This is a genomic window from Vibrio sp. Vb1755 (assembly GCF_033338635.1).
Lineage (GTDB): Bacteria > Pseudomonadota > Gammaproteobacteria > Enterobacterales > Vibrionaceae > Vibrio > Vibrio alginolyticus.
In genome coordinates, this window is the sequence record NZ_JAWOTA010000008.1 from 162,413 (window position 1) to 177,571 (window position 15,159).

Annotated in this window: 22 protein-coding genes; 1 reads left to right on the forward strand and 21 read right to left on the reverse strand. The window is 39.4% G+C overall.

Features of this window, described 5'->3' with window-relative positions; all coding sequences use genetic code 11:
- Nucleotides 1-421: 421 nt before the first annotated feature.
- From R7E00_RS10150 to R7E00_RS10195, 10 genes are all read right to left on the reverse strand, one after another.
- The gene (locus tag R7E00_RS10150; RefSeq protein ID WP_164667173.1) at nucleotides 422-901 is read right to left on the reverse strand and encodes a hypothetical protein; all 480 of its coding nucleotides are present in this window, start codon (nucleotides 899-901) and stop codon (nucleotides 422-424) included.
- Between the two features lie 136 nt (nucleotides 902-1,037).
- Nucleotides 1,038-1,619 carry a hypothetical protein gene (locus R7E00_RS10155; RefSeq protein WP_262606428.1) on the reverse strand — a complete coding sequence of 194 codons (582 nt, stop codon included), beginning with the start codon at nucleotides 1,617-1,619 and terminating at the stop codon, nucleotides 1,038-1,040.
- Nucleotides 1,620-1,738: 119 nt separating this feature from the next.
- On the reverse strand, nucleotides 1,739-2,476 hold the full coding sequence (locus R7E00_RS10160; RefSeq protein WP_262606429.1) for a hypothetical protein: 738 nt from the start codon (nucleotides 2,474-2,476) through the stop codon (nucleotides 1,739-1,741).
- Nucleotides 2,477-2,614: 138 nt separating this feature from the next.
- Nucleotides 2,615-3,007 (reverse strand): hypothetical protein, encoded by a 393-nt coding sequence (locus R7E00_RS10165; protein ID WP_152163205.1) that lies wholly within the window; start codon nucleotides 3,005-3,007, stop codon nucleotides 2,615-2,617.
- 254 nt (nucleotides 3,008-3,261) lie between these two features.
- Nucleotides 3,262-3,513: a class I SAM-dependent methyltransferase gene (locus R7E00_RS10170; protein WP_230855328.1), complete on the reverse strand. Its 252-nt coding sequence runs from the start codon at nucleotides 3,511-3,513 to the stop codon at nucleotides 3,262-3,264.
- A 135-nt stretch (nucleotides 3,514-3,648) separates the two neighbouring features.
- Nucleotides 3,649-3,972, reverse strand: coding sequence for a DUF6572 domain-containing protein (locus tag R7E00_RS10175; protein WP_038217934.1), 324 nt, complete (start codon nucleotides 3,970-3,972; stop codon nucleotides 3,649-3,651).
- A 686-nt stretch (nucleotides 3,973-4,658) separates the two neighbouring features.
- Nucleotides 4,659-5,153: a hypothetical protein gene (locus tag R7E00_RS10180; protein WP_262606430.1), complete on the reverse strand. Its 495-nt coding sequence runs from the start codon at nucleotides 5,151-5,153 to the stop codon at nucleotides 4,659-4,661.
- Between the two features lie 158 nt (nucleotides 5,154-5,311).
- The gene (locus R7E00_RS10185; RefSeq protein WP_262606431.1) at nucleotides 5,312-5,953 is read right to left on the reverse strand and encodes a hypothetical protein; all 642 of its coding nucleotides are present in this window, start codon (nucleotides 5,951-5,953) and stop codon (nucleotides 5,312-5,314) included.
- Nucleotides 5,954-6,165: 212 nt separating this feature from the next.
- Nucleotides 6,166-6,378: a hypothetical protein gene (locus tag R7E00_RS10190; protein WP_005376999.1), complete on the reverse strand. Its 213-nt coding sequence runs from the start codon at nucleotides 6,376-6,378 to the stop codon at nucleotides 6,166-6,168.
- 132 nt (nucleotides 6,379-6,510) lie between these two features.
- On the reverse strand, nucleotides 6,511-6,789 hold the full coding sequence (locus R7E00_RS10195) for a hypothetical protein (RefSeq protein WP_213892047.1): 279 nt from the start codon (nucleotides 6,787-6,789) through the stop codon (nucleotides 6,511-6,513).
- 256 nt (nucleotides 6,790-7,045) lie between these two features.
- On the opposite strand from R7E00_RS10195, the gene R7E00_RS10200 reads away from it, so the two are divergent.
- A complete protein-coding gene (locus tag R7E00_RS10200) occupies nucleotides 7,046-7,438 on the forward strand; it encodes a hypothetical protein (protein WP_262606432.1) in 393 nt (130 codons plus the stop codon).
- A 130-nt stretch (nucleotides 7,439-7,568) separates the two neighbouring features.
- On the opposite strand, the gene R7E00_RS10205 is transcribed toward R7E00_RS10200, so the two are convergent.
- The 11 genes from R7E00_RS10205 to R7E00_RS10255 form a co-directional block, all read right to left on the reverse strand.
- Nucleotides 7,569-8,051, reverse strand: coding sequence for a nucleotidyltransferase domain-containing protein (locus R7E00_RS10205; protein WP_025441704.1), 483 nt, complete (start codon nucleotides 8,049-8,051; stop codon nucleotides 7,569-7,571).
- 163 nt (nucleotides 8,052-8,214) lie between these two features.
- Nucleotides 8,215-8,667, reverse strand: a complete 453-nt coding sequence (locus R7E00_RS10210; RefSeq protein ID WP_132937381.1) for a hypothetical protein — start codon at nucleotides 8,665-8,667, stop codon at nucleotides 8,215-8,217.
- 140 nt (nucleotides 8,668-8,807) lie between these two features.
- On the reverse strand, nucleotides 8,808-9,353 hold the full coding sequence (locus R7E00_RS10215; protein WP_025787463.1) for a GNAT family N-acetyltransferase: 546 nt from the start codon (nucleotides 9,351-9,353) through the stop codon (nucleotides 8,808-8,810).
- Nucleotides 9,354-9,497: 144 nt separating this feature from the next.
- Nucleotides 9,498-10,094: a hypothetical protein gene (locus R7E00_RS10220; protein WP_228761216.1), complete on the reverse strand. Its 597-nt coding sequence runs from the start codon at nucleotides 10,092-10,094 to the stop codon at nucleotides 9,498-9,500.
- Between the two features lie 149 nt (nucleotides 10,095-10,243).
- Nucleotides 10,244-10,696 (reverse strand): hypothetical protein, encoded by a 453-nt coding sequence (locus R7E00_RS10225; protein WP_258664102.1) that lies wholly within the window; start codon nucleotides 10,694-10,696, stop codon nucleotides 10,244-10,246.
- 144 nt (nucleotides 10,697-10,840) lie between these two features.
- Nucleotides 10,841-11,152: an antibiotic biosynthesis monooxygenase family protein gene (locus tag R7E00_RS10230; protein WP_017420651.1), complete on the reverse strand. Its 312-nt coding sequence runs from the start codon at nucleotides 11,150-11,152 to the stop codon at nucleotides 10,841-10,843.
- Between the two features lie 156 nt (nucleotides 11,153-11,308).
- On the reverse strand, nucleotides 11,309-11,776 hold the full coding sequence (locus R7E00_RS10235) for a helix-turn-helix domain-containing protein (protein ID WP_065274610.1): 468 nt from the start codon (nucleotides 11,774-11,776) through the stop codon (nucleotides 11,309-11,311).
- 236 nt (nucleotides 11,777-12,012) lie between these two features.
- Entirely contained in the window at nucleotides 12,013-12,411 is a 399-nt protein-coding gene (locus tag R7E00_RS10240) for a DUF6232 family protein (protein ID WP_213907494.1), read from the reverse strand.
- Nucleotides 12,412-12,517: 106 nt separating this feature from the next.
- On the reverse strand, nucleotides 12,518-13,570 hold the full coding sequence (locus R7E00_RS10245; RefSeq protein WP_262606433.1) for a hypothetical protein: 1,053 nt from the start codon (nucleotides 13,568-13,570) through the stop codon (nucleotides 12,518-12,520).
- A gap of 270 nt (nucleotides 13,571-13,840) precedes the next feature.
- A complete protein-coding gene (locus R7E00_RS10250; protein WP_052470789.1) occupies nucleotides 13,841-14,161 on the reverse strand; it encodes an immunity protein Tsi6 family protein in 321 nt (106 codons plus the stop codon).
- A 154-nt stretch (nucleotides 14,162-14,315) separates the two neighbouring features.
- Nucleotides 14,316-14,909 carry a hypothetical protein gene (locus tag R7E00_RS10255; RefSeq protein WP_170891527.1) on the reverse strand — a complete coding sequence of 198 codons (594 nt, stop codon included), beginning with the start codon at nucleotides 14,907-14,909 and terminating at the stop codon, nucleotides 14,316-14,318.
- Between the last annotated feature and the right edge of the window lie 250 nt (nucleotides 14,910-15,159).

Genomic DNA, 15,159 nt, shown 5'->3' on the forward strand with positions numbered 1-15,159 from the left:
TTCACAAACAAAAGCCAAAAGCTAGAAAACTGAAATGACTCATAATTTTTAGAAATCCGACTTTGAACTATGGTAATCAAAACTCAAAAACCTAAGATCAAATTTCTGATTGTGCCAACCGCCCTAACCTCGCGCTTACCTGAGAATTGATTGAGGCAATTCTCTGAACTTCCAACGCCAAAGAATAAGTGTCCGGAAAATAGCGCCCACTGAAGTCAACTTGCCGACGAGCACATAACCCAAAAGCTGAGGGAACAAAGAAAAACCATAAACCACTGATTTTATTTGATTAAGCATAACGCCGCGTTAAGTAGTGAGCAACGCTGCCACTGAACCTAATCCATTGCACTGTAAACACTAAAGCCGATTAAAACCAAAAATGCCACGCGTTGCGAATCTGCCTTAAACGCTTTGTTATAAATCATTTTGTATTTGCTTCTACTGAGCCTAATGTTGGTTGAAAGTAATCCAGATAAAAAGTGGAACTTCCTACTTTGATACCGGCGCAGAAAACAGCAAAAATAAACATAAAAACAGCAAACCAATGCTTTACTTCAACATGTTTTGCTAACCAAGAAAGAGTTATCTTGTCTGGATAATCAATCTGTTCCGACTGTTCACCTGTCCCAGACTCGACCGCCTTATTCATTGTCTTGGCAAAAGTGATTGCTTGGTTAACTATACCTATCGTTTTATTAATATTGTTAACTGCATCTTGTTTGCTTCCTATTCTATAGGTAACCAAAGCTGCTGCTTTAGCTTGCTCAAAACTACGCTCATGCTTTTCACTAAAATGTAAAAGAGGCTGAACTTCATCGCACCAAATTTCATAATTTTCGAGGCTTCCAAAATCGTACCCCCGAGATTTTTGATGCTGTTCTAATTCTTCAATTGAATCCACTGAACCTCCATGATTTATAACGCCGCGTTAAGTGGTGAGCAACGCCTACCACCAAAACTAAACCATTGTACCTTAAACACTAAAACTGATTTGAAATGAGATCGCCAAGCGTTGCGAATCCGTCTTGAACGCTTTGTTAGCTTGCAACACCACCAGATATGAACGTTCTAGCTTTTGCGGCACAATCTAATGCAAGCTCTATATATGATTTTACCTGTTCCTCAGTAAGCTGACCTTTCTGTTGCTCATTACTAGTCATGACATTTTGCCTAATTCTTCTGAGCTTAGTGATATTTCCAAGTAGTTCATCATCGAATCCAAGAGAAGAAAGTAATTGGTTACCGCCTCTAACATTGATTCGAGTACGCTTTTCTTCAGGAAGGTGTAAATCAAATAGTTCAAGTAACTCTCTATCTAAAACCGCATATGCTTGATGCATTATAGCGTGAGGAGCTAAGTATATCTTTGATAGCAAACGAGACTCTTCAGCTTGAAGATCAACAGGCAAAGGATTTCCTTCATCTTCTACATTTTTGGCTTTATCGACGACTTCATCGACTATTTTCGCAAAGTTAATTTCTGTTTTGTTGTGCTTAAATGATTCAATCCGAGGAAAAATCTGCTCTATGTTTTTCTTGAGTAAAACAACTAAGGTAATTGTTGTTATTGGCCATGCTAGTTGACCACTCAAAGTTGTAATAAATACCGTCCAATCCATAAAAGGTCCTATAAAATTTCGATTTGTAAGCTAACGCTGCATTAAGGTGTGAGCGACGCTTGGCTATACTTGAGCGAAGCGAAACTGCCAAGCGTTGCGAATCACTCTTAAATGCTTTGTTATGAGCCATTGCCGAATATATTACTAGCTATAACTGAAGAAAATACTCCAATCACGATAGACCAAGCAGAGGCAATAAGAATTGACCTGATTGGATGTACAGAAACCCACGCTGACAGCCTGAAAAATAGTGACTTTCTGACAAGTTTTAGCTCATCCTTTGATTTAGAAACTAATTCTCTCGAAACCCCGTTTGTTAACAATCGCTGAGAGCAAGAATCACAAATTGTAGGTTCATCGCAAGAGTATATGATATCTGACTTGATGCCATTCATATCGTAAATGCAACCTTTGGTTTCATCATGAGTAAAATTACTGTATTCGTAGCAGGTGGGAATACTGCCTTTGTTTTCTCGGTATACGAGCGTATAAGCATGAAGTAACCGAAAAACTACATTTTCCAGTCCGATATTATGAAAACGAAGATAATCCGCAATTTCGTGGAAAGTAAAAATGACAACATTATTTGTTAGTCGCCTGCTATACCAGTTTTCTTCTAGCGGCACATTTGTTAGTGCAATCGTTATTTCTTCTCCTTCTTTTTCAGGAATCAAATCACCTAAAATTTGATCGGAAAACTCCCAATTGTAACCATCCGAGCCTTTGGTAATTTCATAAGTCTCGATTGAGTTTAAGATTTCATAGACGCCAGAGCTACGACTTGATAGCAATGATAAGTCGAGATCTCTAGGCACAGAACCAAGTACAACTAGCCGTATCTTTGTTTTTTTGCTCAATTTAAATATCCTCTTGGCTCATAACGCCTTGTTAAGGTGTGAGGCACGCAATACAGAAGCTTCTGCATACCACCTTAACCACTAAAATTAACGCATAGTAAAAATGCCACGCGTGCCGAATCACTCTTGAACAATTTGTTAGCTGGTTGTCTCCACAACATCGGAAGCGACCAAATTGAAACTTGTTGCCTGAATAAACCACTCATGCCAAGGTATCGTTTCCTTAAAGCCATCAAAGTGGAATGTGCTTCCATCAAACTTCGCATTCATGATTTCATCAATTGGGCACTCTGGCGTTTCGTGGCTGACAGGTGCAACACTATTTAACCAGGTGAGACTTTTTTCATTGGATACGTTGTATAAAGTCATCACCCCATTTTGAACAATTAGATCGCTTCCATTTGAACTTGGGTGCTCTTTGCTGATGAAAATACCACTGAGAACGATGATAATCTTGGAGTCAGTTCTGGAGACATCTTTGATAGATACATCATGAAAGTTCATCTTCTCAAAGTCGGTATTAATTTCCATATAACCTCCTCCCAGCTAACGCCTTGTTAAGGTGTGAGGCACGCAATACCGAAGCCTCCGCATAACGCCTTAACCACTAAAACCAACGCATAGTAAAAATGCCACGCGTGCCGAATCACTCTTGAACAATTTGTTAGCAGTTTTTTCTACACAAAATTATGCTTTTATCGCATACACCGTTATGTGGTTTGAAGTTTCACGCTCATAGACACTGACATGAAGCACTTGGAACCCTGCTTTCTCTAGTTCAACAACTAGATCACTTTCAGAGGTAACATGACGATATGGACTGCCACCTCAAAGCCTAACCTCTGGAAAGCTCTGCAATGATGTCCTTCACCGCAACCTAGTTCGAGCAGTTTACCTTGCACCGGTCGTTTAAATAGCTCGAGAAAACGCTCAACTAAAACTGCTTTAGACATTCGCTCGTTGCCACCCCAACCTTCCCAGCCAGCTTCGCGAGCTTCAACATACATGTCTTCATGAACTTGGTAGTTTTGTTTCATATTCATCCTTGACTGCTAACGCCGCGTTAAGTGGTGAACAACGCCAGTCGACAAACCTAAACCATTGCATCTTAGACACTTAACCTGACTTGAATTGAAATCGCCAAGCGTTGTGAATCCGCCTTGAACGCCTTGTTAGTTGTAAGTCCCCAACTCGTGCGTAAGACTAAAACCTGCATCACTTACTACTTCTGAAACCAATGAAACGAATTTTTCAGCTTCGCGGTTTGGCTGATACTTTGAAACAATCCTAATTTCAAAAAGCTTGCCCTTTGCTATTGGGTATTGTTCAAATATTTCTCCAGATTCAATAAATGATAAATACAGATTTAATTTGTCTTGCAGCAGTAATAGCTTTTCATTTTGATCATCCCACTCTAAATGATCGGATATAACCAAAATTACTTTTTCATTGTCATGTGCAATAACATCTACTTTATCAAGCTGCTCAATCGTCATATTTTGCCCTTTGCAACTAACGCCGCGTTAAGTGGTGAACAACGCCAACCACCAAACCTAAACCATTGTACCTTAACCACTAAATTCAACTTGAACTGAAATCGCCAAGCGTTGTGAATCCGCCTTAAACGCCTTGTTAGGCGAAGTTTTCCACCAGTGTTTAAGTTGTTTTGAAAGCAGATTACCCTAAACCCAATAAGCAACCAAACACCCACTGACGTTTTGTGATTCAAGAACCATAAAAGCCACTATGTTTCAGCCAAGATTTTAACAACCACGAAATGCTGACCTTCAGCAACAAAGCAGGTTTTGAACCCGAAAATGCCAAAGCTGCAAACTCACAGCAAATTCGAAAGCTACAATTGACTTGCCCTTGCCACACTTTGAGCCAGTGAAACTCACAACCAACCAGCACCAAAAATAAATGAGGCAACCCACGAACTCTTGCATGTTTTACGGTTGGAGATATTCAAGAATTCGAGCCGACAACGCTAAATTGCCGACTTAGAAAAACGAATGCTCAAATAGAACTAAGAAGATGAGAACAAAGAACTTTTCTGCCCGTCGCCTAACGCCCTGTTAAGGGGTGAGCAACGCAATACCGAAGCCGCCGCAGACCACCTTAATCGCTTAAATCAACGCATGGTAAAAATGCCACGCGTTGCGAATCCCTCTTGAACAGTTTGTTATGTGACCGGGCGAGAGAATGAAACAATGAGATAGACGACCGCAATAGCCAAAGCAAATAAATTAGTCAATTTAGTAGAAGTTGTTGCATTTTCATCTGACATTGCTGCTAGACATAAACCAGCAATAGAAAAAGTCACTGCGTATTTCTCAAAATTTTCGCCAAAAATAGTGAGATTGTCTGATAAAGATACCCAAACGATAATAAGCAAAAAAGATAAAGTGTTAATTAGAAAGCCCAATTTTGCTAGGATTCTATTGATTCTCTTAACCCACGTAGGCGTCATCGATGATCTTTTGATTTCCGCAACTTCTTCCGGTGGGTAAAACATGCTATGAAACTTACAATTATTACAAGACTCTACTTGAGAAATTAAAAGCTGTTCATCTCTTCGAGGATCTTTTGATGCTATAGATACAACACCTAATGCTCCATTGTGTTTATCATTTGAACAACTTTGAGTTACCAAATATCTAATTTTCTGTTCGCTCAAGTTTATTACCTTTTTCATTAAATCTTATTTCGGTGACATAACGCCGCATTAAGGTGCGAACAACGCTAAACACCTAATCCAAACCATTGTACCTTAAACAATAAAGCCAAGTTTAAACTAAAATCGCCAAGCGTTGTGAGTCACTCTTAAATGCTTTGTTATACACGGTGGAGACACAAATGATTATTTAAAATTTCACCAATAGTAACAATTTGATTTTTAACATTTAAGGATTCTTGTAATGCATCAACAGCCCAAAGAGAAGGATAATTTTTAGCCTTATACTTAAATGAGCTAAAGCGGATTCCGGCTTTTAGTTCTTCTAAGTTAACCTCAGGATTTAAAACTACTAGATTACGATGTTTGATAACGTTAACAAACGAATTGATATAGGCATAGGACTCAGTGTTTATAGCCGCAATGATAGCGTCTTTAACCGGAGAATCACCTAGCCGATTAATTAGCTTATTAATATCACACTCATGTATTTTTAAGGGATCAGATAATAGCAACTTATTAATAAGTTGAGCTAACAAATCGTATACAGAACGAGCATTATGAATAGCAGCTTGTATATGAGCTTGAAGCGACAATTGGTCAAAATATAATTCATCATTAGAAGACAGCACCAACCTTAGTGCTTGTTCACCATCTGCGGGTTCAATTTTCTGAATAATCGAATATGCTTCCTCTTTGTGATACTCAAAAATATCCAGAGTTCTGAATACAGAATCAATTAGATCTTTGACATCTAAACCACTATTTGAAACTACATTCAGCAACGAACTTTTGCACCACATGTACAGTAACCCTCATAAGTGTATAACGCCGCGTTAAGGGGTGAACAACGCAAGCCACCAAACCTAAATTACTGTGCCATAAACACAAAAGCTAAACTTAGAACCAAAATTGCCAAGCGTTGAGAATCCCTCTTGAACGCTTTGTTATGTTCGTAGCTATTTGAAGCCACTGATATTTACAAAACTATGTCTGGTCGATGCAACAGACTTGCTCACGCTAGGTACTGCCACACTTCAATTTGAATGTCTCTCAGTAAATTTTGAGTATGCTCCGACTGTAAATTAAGTTCGCACCAGCCATCAGTTCCCATATATTCAGCAGAAATATAGCTGATATTTTTAATACCACTTTCATTGTTGAGGATTCCAGATAGTCGGAAAATACCTAACTTTGTGTGGATTCTGCTAATTTTGAAGTTTTCCATAAACCTCCAAGAACATAACGCCCTGTTAAGGGGTGAGCAACGCAATACCGAAGCCGCCGCAAACCACCTTAAACACTAAAATCAACGCATAGTGAAAATGCCACGCGTTGCGAATCCCTCTTGAACAGTTTGTTAGGCGACATTTCTACGTTTAACTTCTTTCTCATACGAAGATTCGTTGTATAGCCAAATAGCCCAAAATGCGAAAAACATCCCGATCGTGTAAATTGAGTAATTAAGAACATTATCCGATAAGAAAATCGTAATGCTTGCCGCATCAGAAGATGGATAAAGGAAAATAACATTAAAAATCATGTACAAAATGGCTGTGACGAAAGTTGTTCTGAAAAGCCAATTTAAACATCCTTTCTTTCGTGATTTTTGCCAATTATCAAATGCTTTACCATTCATTAATCCACTCCTTTTCTGTTAACTGAAGCTAAGATTCACGCCAAGATACTATCCACTACTCTATCGTTTGTCTCATGTCGCCTAACGCCGCGTTAAGGGGCAGCAACGCGATACCACAAAACTTCAATTTACCACCGTAAACACAAATGCCAAGATTTAAGCCAAACTCGCCACGCGTTGACTGTCCCTCTTGAACGCTTTGTTATGTTGCTGTTCTAAAGTACAATCGCCGGCCTTACAACACGAGCGACCAACAATGCTATTTAACAACGATATCGACGAAATGATTAGCTATTTAGAACGTTTCTGTAAAGAGCCGCATATAAAAACATTAGATAACGTTTCAGACGAGCAAATTAACTTACTTCTCGATTTTTTAACGCTCGCCCACAAGTTAAAGTGTGATATCTACGCAACTAGAAACCTGAACAGCTCTCACTTTGTCGGGGTTGGTGTCTTCGCTTTAACCCAAGACAGAGCTCCCCAGGGCAACCTATTTCTTAAAGTTGAATTCGACCGTATTTACCTTTCATTTGAATTAGATAGCTGTAATGAAGAGAACCTTTTAACGCCAGTCCGAGTGATTGATGCTCTCGTCTATCTCGCTGAAAAAGATGGCCACACTCTACTGCCTGAAAACTATAAGTAGTGGAAGCAACATAACGCCGCATTAAGGTGTGAACAACGCGACCACTGAACCTAACCATACCACCGTAAACACTGAACTCAACGATGGAATGAAAAATGCCAAGCGTTGAGAATCACCCTTAAATGCTTTGTTATGGCGCTGAACTTGAAGCTAACTGCTGAACGTCTATGAGGTCTACTTCCCTACCCAATATTCGCTTGTATTCTACCAACTGATGAACCGAAATGACCCGTAATTCAATACCTTGATAGCTTTTGACAACTGACTTTGAGAAGTCGATTTCAAGTTGGTGCCACGAACCATCCAGTGAAGATTGGATCTTGGTATGTTGAGCCAAACCTATTTCAATTTTTTGATTTCGATAGATTAACTGAAAATACTCTAAGTCCCAGCCATATTCCGAGTAACGAGTAAGTGGCTTAGAAACATACTGTGAAACGTGAGCTAATACTTTTTTTGCATCTGAATTGTGGATATAGAGGTCGATGTCTGCGACTTCACGACTGCTACCATGAATCGTTGCCGCCAACCCACCGACTATTTGATACTCGATATTCTCCGATTCCAAAAGACCTTTGAACCAGTTCAAGGCTACTTTTACTTTCTCGCTCATATAGTTTCCCTTAGCTGATTCTATCCCTGCGCCATAACGCCTTGTTAAGGTGTGAGCAACGCAATACTGAAGCCACCGCATACCACCTTAAACACATAAACCAACGCAAAGTGAAAATGCCACGCGTTGCGAATCACTCTTGAACAATTTGTTAGAAGTTTGCTCACCTAGTGCTCCGACTTTCCCTTTTCGCGTCATGTGGGAAACAGTTTGTATACGCACGAGCGACATGACTTTTGCCATTATCATCTACGACGACACAAACTAGATTGCACGGATTTCCCAATGCACTCCGCCAATTATGATGACGATCCTCATAATCTACTTCAAATTCAACGTAAACGTATGCTGAGCTAACCCATTCAAACGGAATTGAACGTTTTACAAGCAACCTTTTAAACATCTTTGAATAGCGTTCAGTCATGAGATCAAAGTTCGGGTAATATGGAGCAATCTGTTGGGAACAAAGGTCTATTGAAACACACTTACTTTGAAGGTGGTCTACGAAAAGGTAAAGCTTACCGATACCCCAATAACCATCGATATCATTGTTTCTACTCCGAAACGAGCCAATAATGCCGCTTGCAATACTACCTAGTTCTCTCCTGCGTCCCATATTTATTCCTAAAACTTCTAACGCCGCGTTAAGGGGTGAACAACGCTATACCACCCAACGTCAACCATTGTGCCATAAACACTTTAGCTAAACTTTAAACCAAAACCGCCAAGCGTTGAGAATCCCTCTTGAACGCCTTGTTATGTTTCGGCCCATGCTGTGCGGCTTAACCCATATATCGCGTGATCTACCACACGACCATTTAGGTTTTCTGAACAAGTTATTACCCCTTCAAGACTAAAGCCTAAACGCTCACAGACTTTACGACTTGACCGATTTTCAACTGCTGCCGAGATTTCTACTTTTTGCATATCAAGTTCAGTAAATGCCATTTCAATCAGCTTGGACACAGACTTGCTGACTAGTCCCTTACCTTGATGTTCCGCACTAAGCCAGTAACCAATTTCAACTTTCTTAAGGCTTTGATTAATAGTATTAAAGCTGATATTTCCTACTAACTTGTCACCATGAAGCATGGCGCAAACCAGTGACTTACCATCTGCGTAATCGTGCAGTGAGCGCTTGATGAAACTAAGAAAGAAATCATTGCTATCTGCATGCTGAGGCCACGCGAGCCACTGACTCAAATATTCTCGTTCTCTAGTCACTATTTCAAGATACTGGGGAGCAAATTTGGGCTCTACCAAAGCCAGCTTTAACCCTTTCTCAACTTCCAATGTAAACATAATTTCCTCTTAGAAACATAACGCCCTGTTAAGGTGTGAGCAACGCAATACCGAAGCCACCGCATACCACCTTAATCACTAAAATCAACGCATAGTAAAAATGCCACGCGTTGCGAATCACTCTTGAACAGTTTGTTATAAATACTATTTCGCCAATTCTGGAAATATACGCTCTACTTCGTTTCTTAACGGCGCAAAGAAGAACTTTTTACCAAGTAGAACCAGACACTCTGCTTCAGGATCTAACAATTTGAAGATGTTTCCTACCGGATCGTCGGCTAACTCGTGTGAACCGATTATTGGTGTTGGGAAAAAATAGCCCGCCATTTGACTTAGTAAATACGTGTCCATTTTTTCATCAAAGTGCTCCCATGCATTTCTCAGTTCTCGATTAGCTAAAGGTGACTCATCTGTAAGGTTGTAGAGTTTCTTCAAGTACTCACCTCGCTGCATACGAAGTGCTTTTTGTTGCTTGTCTTTTTTACGACCAGCAGGTGAAGGCCAAAAGTATCGTGATAAAGCACCAACATGAATTATCGCTTCTTGTACTTCACTAATGAGTACTGATGCATCGTCAGTTTGACTTAGTAAATAATCGTATTGCTTAAAGGCAGCAATAGCCCTTTCGGCCGAGTAACGAACTGAGTATGTGTAAAAAGGATTGTGCATAGGCTGCACACCGCCGCATTCGAGTGTAAGTGCTGCTCTTCTTTCTAGCTCTTCATCATCAATTTCTACCACGATACTTCCTCGTATTTATAACGCCCAATTAAGGGGTGAGCAACGCTACCACCCAACCTAAAGCATTGTACCGTAATCACTAAAATTGACGTAGGAACAAACATGCCAAGCGTTGGGAATCCCTCTTAAATTGCTTGTTAGCCAACAACTTAACTTGATACAATGAATACTGCAAAAACAGCAAAAGAAACAATAATTAAAGACTGCCAAAACAAAGCGACTTTAACTCGACTTGACAATTTTTTATTTGAATGATTATCGACATCAAGTTGAAATTTTACGTACCCACTTTCAATAAATTTTTCCATAGATTTTTCTGCACTTTCCGCAATATACCTATTTGTGGCATTAGCTTGGTGCAAATAATACAGGAATCCAATCGAAGCTAATGCCGATATTGCAACAGCAAGGGAAACGTAAGGTATAGCTACGGGCTCAATACCCCACTTATCCGATGTCCTAGAAATAGCAACAAGTGAGTAAAAAGTCAGTGCTAAAAGCGTAACCTTCCATTCCTGTTGTATTCTCGCAGCTAAAATTGATCGATGTTGTGTAGATAAGTGCCTTAAACAATTGATTTTCTCTTGTTCTATATCATTCATGATCGCCTACCTTCCTGTTGATTGGCTAACGCCGCGTTAAGGGGCGCAGGCACGCAATACAAAAGTGACCGCATAACACCTTAACCACTAAACTTAACGCAAATTGAAAATGCCAAGCGTGCCAAGTCCCTCTTAAACGCTTTGTTATAACCACATGTTCTCGCGGACTTCATAATGACTCACGTGGAGATCAGGATTCAATTTGTACTTCTCGTCTTCTGGGTACAACTTAGCAATACTGATATCTTCACCAGCAAACGACTTAATACAATCTAGATCTTCCCAGTAAGTTAGCAACGTGATTTCAGCATCATCTCCTAAATCTCGATTCAGAATTTGTGCTCCAAGGAAACCTTTAGTAGCTGACGTGTCTTTTATACCTGTCTCGTAAAGGTAAACAATAAACCCTTCTTCATGTTCCTTCGGACAAGTAGCTTTCCATTCCCTTGCTATCATAAATACTCCATTTTATGCCGTGGTTATAACGCCGCGTTAAGTGGTGAGCAACGCTACCACCCAACCTAAACCTTTGTGCCATAAACACAAAAGCCGATTCGAACTGAAAGTGCCAAGCGTTGTGAATCCGCCTTGAACGCTTTGTTATGTGCGTTTTTACAACTTGCGACCTAAACGCTTTTCAATCTGACGCCTTTCCCATTTTGCACCAAACAAATTAAATACTTCAAAGGCATTTAGACCATGGTTTATAATTCCTATTCCCCAACCCATTGCTGGCCACCAAGCCCAAATATAGCTTGAGTCGGTTAATAAGTTTATTGCGAATAGTAAACCGATGACCAACACGTATGTCATTAGGTGCGAGTAAAAACCTTTGATTGCCCTTACTTGGTCAATAACTGTTTGCTCTTCGTCGGTGATTCTTACTTCATTTGTCATTTCCTGCTCCTGCTGAAGTTCTGAGACATTTGTTTCAAAGACAGCAGCTAAACATTTTAATGACTCTAGACCAGGCTTATGACCTCGCTCTATTCTCTGAATAGTACGAATGCTCAAGCCACTTAAGTCAGCCAATTGCTCTTGGGACCAACCGTGTTTTAGTCTGAGTTTTCTTACAACCATTACGAAAATCCTTTCTGCTGTACCGACTTAGAAACTAACAACATCCTATCAAAGAAACAACGTCACGAACGCGACACGCATATGACAATCTAAATATTTCAATAAGTTACAGAAGCACATAACGCCTTGTTAAGGTGTGAGGCACGCAATACCGAAGGTTCCGCATAACACCTTAACTACTAAAGCCAACGCATAGTAAAAATGCCACGCGTGCCGAATCACTCTTGAACAATTTGTTATACGAATTTCTTCAGTGCCAACACTTGCTGTTCAAATAACTCACAATCTGACTTTGAGTATGACTTAGCGACATTAACCCATTGAACGCCCGTTTCATCTATGTGACGAAACTCGACTTGAAGTGCATATTTAGAACAACGAAAAAGAGCAAAAACCAAACCTACAACCGTCAGACTAAGAACTAAAACTAGTAGCCATTGTGGCACCTCTTCCAACCTTGGAATAACTAACCAAACTGCCCCTGAAAAAACACATACCCAGAATAAAACTTGACCTAAATTATCAAGAAAACTTAACTTTTGAACCCTAACATTGTTTATCTTAGACAAAGGATATGAGTCTTTCTTAAACCTGAACTCTTTTGAATCCAAGTTAAAATCATTACTTTTGTACATAATTTCCCTCTATTCGTATAACGCCGCATTAAGATGTGAGCAGCGCTTGGCTATACTTGAGCGAAGCGAAAGCGCCAAGCGTTGCGAATCACTCTTAAATGCTTTGTTAACTATCTTTTAAGTCAACGAGGTTAAACAAACACAATGCAGCAAGTGCCTCTGTAACCTTAATGCACATGGTCAAATAATCTTTGTAGTCACTGCTAACTGCATCACCATTGTTCTTTGTATATGAAATCTTCGATTTCTTAGGGCTATAAACCATATTGTTATGAAATGAAGCATTGCGAAGATGATTGTCATAACACTCAGAGAGTTTTAACAACTCAGGATTCCCTGCCAAGCATCTCAACTTGTCCCCATTTCCGTTATTTACATATTTACTTAAAGAGTCAATACGCTCAAACGTATGTGGGTTACCTCGCACGATTGAGTTATTCAAACCAGCTGGAATATATAGGAGCTTCGCCAAAGCTTCATAGGCTGAACTGTAATACTTTTTCGTTCGATTAAAGTTCGTGGAAGAGACTTTAACACGTCCCGAAATTTCAATACCTCTATTAAGGTATGTAAATACTTGAGAAAATTCGCTGAAAGACTCAATGAACTCTTCAAAAATATCATATACATTTACGGTTTGAGTTTTACTGAACTCTATTAGGTCTGTGAGATCACCAGCTAGTGCTTGCGCAGATTGCAAGTTTTGATAAATTTCTAAGCCATAAGCTCCAATGACATACTTAAAAAACTTTTCTTTGTAGTAGTCTTCACCCATCCCTGTTTTTTCTTCAAACACTTCCACATTTTTCAAAATGTAGTTGTCAGCTAACTCTACCTTCCCTTTTTTGAGCAAAGACCATACTTTGAGGTAAAAACGCATTATCTCACTATTGTAGTTTTCATAAGTTGCGCGATGAGCGACGATGCCGTTGCTTTCTAGTTCGTTCAACTCTTCTTGCATTCGCTGCATTTCAAGAACATTTGAAAGAGTTGCTGTAATAATATCCCCAGCTTCAACAACTTTATGCCCCACTCCAAAGTCTGGATTTAAGTGGACTTGTATAGCTTCCTGATATTCGAAATCTGCCTCGAGGCAGTTTTTACCATACTTATATTTTACATCAGTAATAGAGTGCATGTTTTCTAAGCCGAATTCCATTTCCTCCTCACACTCTGTACATGGGAATGTATGATTTTGACTATCTTCTCGACCGAGTGTTACCTTTAATAGATGTTTAGTTTCGCATGTCTCACATACAACTCTTGGAGTTATTACCATTTTTTTTCCTCGTATTAATTTAATAAAGATAGTTAACGCCTTGTTAAGGGGTGAGCAACGCAATACCGAAGCGACCGCATACCACCTTAATCACTTAAACCAACGCATTGTGAAAATGCCACGCGTTGCGAATCCCTCTTGAACAATTTGTTATGAGTCAATTCCCAGCACACTCAGTTCCAATTTTAATCCCTTCCTAGTTTGGACCGCGACATAAAACGCTTTATTCAGTGCATCGACCAAATCACGCTCTCTAGGATCAATTTCTCGGGCTGCATAATGTCCAAAAGTTAGCTCAAACAACTTTGTTCTTTCATTAGACGTGCCTTCAAAGTAAGAGATTAACCACTGTAACTGCTTTTCTATGGAATCAAACAACTGAGGCTGTAAAACACTGCGATTCAGTTTAAGGGTTTCTATTGCTTGGTTGCAGATATCTATTTTTATGTTTTCTTGGGTCATAATTTCCATTGACTCATAACGCCCTGTTAAGGTGTGAGCAACGCAATACCGATACTTCCGCATACCACCTTAAACACTTAAACCAACGCATAGTAAAAATGCCACGCGTTGCGAATCACTCTTAAACAGTTTGTTAAGTTGCGGTTAGCACCTAAGTAAGGGACTATTTCATATTATTTTTCATTTCTTGGCACAAGCTAATAAATGGCTTAATTTTGCCACTATAGTCTGATAAGTCATACTTATGTGTACTAAATCGAGTCTTTGCCCTCATAGTCTTAGAAGCAGAGATGTCATCAATAAATTTCTTAATTTTACTTTCGTTAAAGTTATTGTAATCAACGCCACTTTTGCCATTAGTTGCTATCCATAATGATTCTTGTCTAAAGTCCATTAGCTCTAAATCATAAGCTTCTTGATCATCAAACCTAACTTTAACCTTGCCCCAATCTACATAAGTACTAAATGAATAATTTTCAGTGCTTGCATCACATTTAAAAAAGATCGAAGAGCTTTTAGAACCAGTTTCATCGCGTATGTCCAAACTATACATGATTGGTTTGTCCTCAAATTCATCTCTTCGCTGGACAATACTCTTAGATGGAACATTTGTACTGATTGTACAATTTGACTTATAGTTCCAACCATTATTTGCAGCAGAAAATGTACCATCACACTCTATAGAACTTGTTATCGTATTAGCTTGAACAGACGCTACAAAAATAATGCTTAATGATAATAATATTGATTTTTTCATTTCGGATTTTAGAGTAAATTACAATTGCTGAGGGATAAACCCACTATACGTACATCATACAGCATGATGTATGGTTTCGACTTAGTTCATTAGCAACTTAACGCTCTGCTAAGGGGTGAGCAACGCAATACCTAAGCCGCCGCAAACCACCTTAATCACTAAATTCAACGCACAGTAAAAATGCCACGCGTTGCGAATCCCTCTTGAGCAGTTTGTTAGCTGTGTTTTACAACACGAGCTTTGCTCCCAA

What these genes read in the sequence shown, in the direction of transcription:
- R7E00_RS10205 (WP_025441704.1), bottom strand. Translation starts at nt 8,051, where the DNA reads ATGAGCGAGAAAGTAAAAGTAGCCTTGAACTGGTTCAAAGGTCTTTTG.
- R7E00_RS10210 (WP_132937381.1), bottom strand. Translation starts at nt 8,667, where the DNA reads ATGGGACGCAGGAGAGAACTAGGTAGTATTGCAAGCGGCATTATTGGC.
- R7E00_RS10235 (WP_065274610.1), bottom strand. Translation starts at nt 11,776, where the DNA reads ATGGTTGTAAGAAAACTCAGACTAAAACACGGTTGGTCCCAAGAGCAA.
- R7E00_RS10195 (WP_213892047.1), bottom strand. Translation starts at nt 6,789, where the DNA reads ATGAATGGTAAAGCATTTGATAATTGGCAAAAATCACGAAAGAAAGGA.
- R7E00_RS10170 (WP_230855328.1), bottom strand. Translation starts at nt 3,513, where the DNA reads ATGAAACAAAACTACCAAGTTCATGAAGACATGTATGTTGAAGCTCGC.
- R7E00_RS10215 (WP_025787463.1), bottom strand. Translation starts at nt 9,353, where the DNA reads ATGTTTACATTGGAAGTTGAGAAAGGGTTAAAGCTGGCTTTGGTAGAG.
- R7E00_RS10250 (WP_052470789.1), bottom strand. Translation starts at nt 14,161, where the DNA reads ATGGAAATTATGACCCAAGAAAACATAAAAATAGATATCTGCAACCAA.
- R7E00_RS10200 (WP_262606432.1), top strand. Translation starts at nt 7,046, where the DNA reads ATGCTATTTAACAACGATATCGACGAAATGATTAGCTATTTAGAACGT.
- R7E00_RS10255 (WP_170891527.1), bottom strand. Translation starts at nt 14,909, where the DNA reads ATGAAAAAATCAATATTATTATCATTAAGCATTATTTTTGTAGCGTCT.
- R7E00_RS10185 (WP_262606431.1), bottom strand. Translation starts at nt 5,953, where the DNA reads ATGTGGTGCAAAAGTTCGTTGCTGAATGTAGTTTCAAATAGTGGTTTA.
- R7E00_RS10175 (WP_038217934.1), bottom strand. Translation starts at nt 3,972, where the DNA reads ATGACGATTGAGCAGCTTGATAAAGTAGATGTTATTGCACATGACAAT.
- R7E00_RS10155 (WP_262606428.1), bottom strand. Translation starts at nt 1,619, where the DNA reads ATGGATTGGACGGTATTTATTACAACTTTGAGTGGTCAACTAGCATGG.
- R7E00_RS10165 (WP_152163205.1), bottom strand. Translation starts at nt 3,007, where the DNA reads ATGGAAATTAATACCGACTTTGAGAAGATGAACTTTCATGATGTATCT.
- R7E00_RS10190 (WP_005376999.1), bottom strand. Translation starts at nt 6,378, where the DNA reads ATGGAAAACTTCAAAATTAGCAGAATCCACACAAAGTTAGGTATTTTC.
- R7E00_RS10245 (WP_262606433.1), bottom strand. Translation starts at nt 13,570, where the DNA reads ATGGAATTCGGCTTAGAAAACATGCACTCTATTACTGATGTAAAATAT.
- R7E00_RS10225 (WP_258664102.1), bottom strand. Translation starts at nt 10,696, where the DNA reads ATGAATGATATAGAACAAGAGAAAATCAATTGTTTAAGGCACTTATCT.
- R7E00_RS10230 (WP_017420651.1), bottom strand. Translation starts at nt 11,152, where the DNA reads ATGATAGCAAGGGAATGGAAAGCTACTTGTCCGAAGGAACATGAAGAA.
- R7E00_RS10240 (WP_213907494.1), bottom strand. Translation starts at nt 12,411, where the DNA reads ATGTACAAAAGTAATGATTTTAACTTGGATTCAAAAGAGTTCAGGTTT.